Consider the following 3794-nt stretch of genomic DNA (forward strand, 5'->3'; position numbering starts at 1 on the left):
GCTGTGCGAAACTACGACGCGAGGCTCGATAACGCCCGAGGGCAGCTTGCATCAAGGTCTTAGGCGCATGTCTCCAAACGTCGATAATGTGGATGCGTACCATCCAAAAAATCAATTTTACCAATGTCGCGGAATGTTGCATTGACAGCACCTTGACGCTCGACGAATCACGTCACTGCTTCCGTCGCGCGGCGCGGCTGAAAGGCAGTGCGTTCGCGTCGAAGCGCCTAATGGAAGCAGCAGCATGGCAGATCAATTCGCGAAGGAAATTGTTGCACGAACAAGGAAAACGCTGTCGGCGGCCGCGAGACATCGACCACCACGGAACTGACTTGGTGTGGCATCCAGTCACTGGAGTTGCGGACATCATCTGCGTGGCGCAGTCCTACGCGATCGACGATTGAGATGAACACGGATGACGCCTGATCGAATCTCAAGTCTATCGGCGACGCACCTGTCCGCGGCGTGGTCGCTGAGAAGGCCTGAACGGGGAGGCGCGTCGTCGTTTCCGGAATGGGCGGGACCGGCGGCGCTTCCATTTATAGGGGGATGCGAAGGCCGCTCCGCCAGTGACCCGATTGCAACTCCGAGCTCAGGATAAGGGCCAAGCTCAAAACGCTGCCCGAGCATTAAATCGCCCGCAAGCAGCTGGTAGATCTCGAGGCCGCGCCCAATCTACCGCGCGCGAGCGCAAGGTGCGCGTGGCGCTGAACAACGCCTCTGCCTTCGGCGGAACAAACGCGCTTCTGGCATTCAACCAAATACATTTAGGAGAAAGTCTGTCCACAGTCTCGCCGGTTGAACGGCAGCATGGCTTCGGCGCGTGGTGCGCGTCTTGCTTAACGAGAGAAAAACACACGTAACTGCCAGCAAATCGCGCTACCGGCTGTCGGAGTTCCGACATCGCCGTCTTCAAATTGGGCACGGCTGGCATAAAAGCTCGTCTGATGCCGTCGCCTCTCAACGCGCGGTGGCTCGGTGTTCGAGTTCATATTGTGAAGGAGCGTCATGACCACCATCGCAACTGCCGCACCCGCGCCGGTGTCGAGAACTTGGTACAAAATCCTCTACGTTCAGGTGCTGATCGCGATCCTGATTGGCGTCGTCGTCGGTTGGCTGTGGCCGTCGCTCGCGACCAGCGATTGGGTCAAGGCGCTTGGTGACGGGTTCATCAAGCTGATCAAGATGGTCATCGCGCCCATCATCTTCTGCACCGTGGTCTCGGGCATTGCGCACATCCAGCATGCGAAAAAGGTCGGCTGGGTCGGCCTGAAGGCGCTGGTCTATTTCGAGATCGTCTCCACTTTTGCCTTGTTGCTCGGCCTTCTGATGGGCAATCTTTTCCAGTCGGCCACGGCCTTGCGGCCAAGCCCGATGCCGCAGCCGTCGCCAACTACGTGGAGCAGGCGGAAGCTTCGAAAACCGTCGATTTCATCCTCAATATCATTCCCGACAGCGTGGTCGGCGCGCTGGCGCGCGGCGACATCCTGCAGGTACTCTTATTTGCCATCCTGTTCGGCTTCTCGCTCATGGCGCTGGGTGAGCGCGGCGAGAAGTTGCGCGGCATGATCGACGACACGGCGCACGCGGTGTTCGGCGTCATCGCTATTGTCATGAAGGCCGCGCCGATCGGCGCGTTCGGCGCCATGGCCTTCACGGTCGGCAAGTTCGGGCCGTCGGCGCTCGGCAATCTAATCGGCCTAATCGCACTGTTCTAGGCCACGGCCGCGCTGTTCGTGGTGATCGTGCTCGGTCTGATCGCGCGCTCCGTTGGCTTTTCGATCTTCAAGTTTATCGCTTATATCAAAGACGAGCTCTTGCTCGTGCTCGGCACCTCGTCCTCGGAAAGCGCGCTGCCGCAGTTGATGAAGAAGCTTGAGCGGCTCGGCTGCTCCAAGCCCGTGGTCGGGCTCGTGGTGCCGACCGGCTACTCGTTCAACCTCGATGGCACCAACGTCTACATGAGCTTGGCAACGTTATTTATCGCGCAGGCGCTCGGGGTCGATCTTACCTTCGGCCAACAGCTCACGATCCTGATCGTGGCGATGATGACCTCGAAAGGCGCAAGCGGTATCACCGGGGCCGGCTTCATCACGCTCGCGGCGACGCTATCAGCGGTTAATCCGGCGCTAGTGCCTGGCATGGCAATCGTGTTCTCGATCGATAAATTCATGAGCGAGGTGCGCGCCCTTACCAATATCACGGGCAACGGTCTTGCCGCGGTGTTCGTGTCCTGGTGGGAAGGCGAGCTCGACCAAGCCACGCTCCATGCGCGGCTCAACCAGGAAAGCGATCGTTGTCCCTTGTTAACTGCAGTAGGTGCGCGATACCGCTGATCACGAGGCGGTTGTCCCTCGAAAACGGGGCCGTGGCAGTTAAGGGATCGATCCGTCGCCGATTTTCGTCCATCAGTCACAACAGATCTCGGTTATGCCACCCACCGCTCTCATCCCTCGGTGGTGCTATCGCATACGTGACGCGGCACCAGACATTACTACTGCGCGGCGGGCGATATACCCATTTTCGAGCGGCCAGAAATGTCACTGATTGCTGCGAGAATCGCGTCCATTTGCGTTTTTGTGCCGATGCTAACGCGGATACAGTCTTCAAGACCTTCATCAGGGAAAAAGGCAACGAGTATCTTTTGCCTTTCCAAAGCCAGCTGCCATCATCTGCCGTCGTGTCCCGCGGGCACACGGACTAGCAAGAAATTTGCGTCGGAGGGCGTTGCAGACAATCCAAGTTGTGACAGTGCGCTCGCCACTCGTTCTCTTTCCTGCGTGATGTGCCTATGGTTATCTTCGTAGATGGCGCGGTGCGCAAGAACGCTGATGCCCACCGCGTGACCGATCACATTCATGTTGAAGACGTTCTGGATGTTGCGAAGCCTTCCGATAAGCTCTGGGTGGCCTAGTCCGAAGCCGACGCGAATGCCAGCGGCGGCGTAGCTCTTCGAAAATGTTCTTAAGATCAGAAGAGTCGGATAGCGGCTTAGGAGGCGTAGGCCATTATCAGGCGCAAAATCGACATACGCCTCGTCCAACACGACTAGACGGTCCGATTCTGCCACAAGGCGTTCGATGTCAGCGATCGGAATGAACGTTCCGGTTGGATTATTCGGATTAGCTACCAGAACGAACTTCGCGGCTTTTTCGCAACCCAACAACAATTGCTCTATAGGCAAGGACTGAGGTTCGTCACATCTGACTTCGAGAAGTTGAGCCCCTTGCAACATAGCAAGTTTGCGATTGAATGAAAAACCTGGAGACAGCATTGCCACGCTCTCGCCCGGGGGCAAGAAAGGCTCTGTAGATCAGCCCCAGAATCTCAGATGATCCATTGCCGGCAATCACATGATCCGTCGCTACGCCGTACGCATTGGCAGCTGCTTCCCGCAAGCTGAGGTTGTCATCTTCGGGATAAAGATACTGCCGCTCAAGGGCGGTAATTGCACTTTGCCATACGATCGTTGGCAGTGGAAATGGGTTCTCATTGGTATCTAGCTTCACGTAAGTTGCATCCGGCGCAGTCCGGCCGGCCGGCGGAGCATTCAACTGTCTCGCTGTCTGCGAAAGAGAAGACAGCACATTCTGCAATTTTGCATCCGACATCGTGTTCTTCCTTTGATTCGCCGGGGACAATCGCGGTTTGAAATGGACCCCGATTTTGGGACCACGTGCTTAGTTGGAAGGGGCTGCTCCGTTTGATAGACGGAGCGCATGATGACGACAAAGACGAGACGCAAGATCGACGCGGCACTGAAGGCAAAGATCGCGCTGGAAGCGGTGCGGGAA

Annotated in this window: 1 protein-coding gene and 2 pseudogenes; 2 read left to right on the forward strand and 1 reads right to left on the reverse strand. The window is 57.2% G+C overall.

The window, feature by feature from the left end:
- The first annotated feature begins 92 nt into the window (after positions 1–92).
- Positions 93–404: a hypothetical protein gene (locus tag ACZYOF_RS42765; protein WP_463719495.1), complete on the forward strand. Its 312-nt coding sequence runs from the start codon at positions 93–95 to the stop codon at positions 402–404.
- A gap of 604 nt (positions 405–1008) precedes the next feature.
- A pseudogene (dctA, locus tag ACZYOF_RS42770) lies at positions 1009–2336 on the forward strand (C4-dicarboxylate transporter DctA).
- A 158-nt stretch (positions 2337–2494) separates the two neighbouring features.
- On the opposite strand, the pseudogene hisC reads toward dctA, so the two are convergent.
- Positions 2495–3611, reverse strand: a pseudogene (gene hisC / locus ACZYOF_RS42775) (histidinol-phosphate transaminase).
- Positions 3612–3794 lie beyond the last annotated feature (183 nt).

This window comes from Bradyrhizobium sp. LeoA1Lang (genome assembly GCF_055413685.1).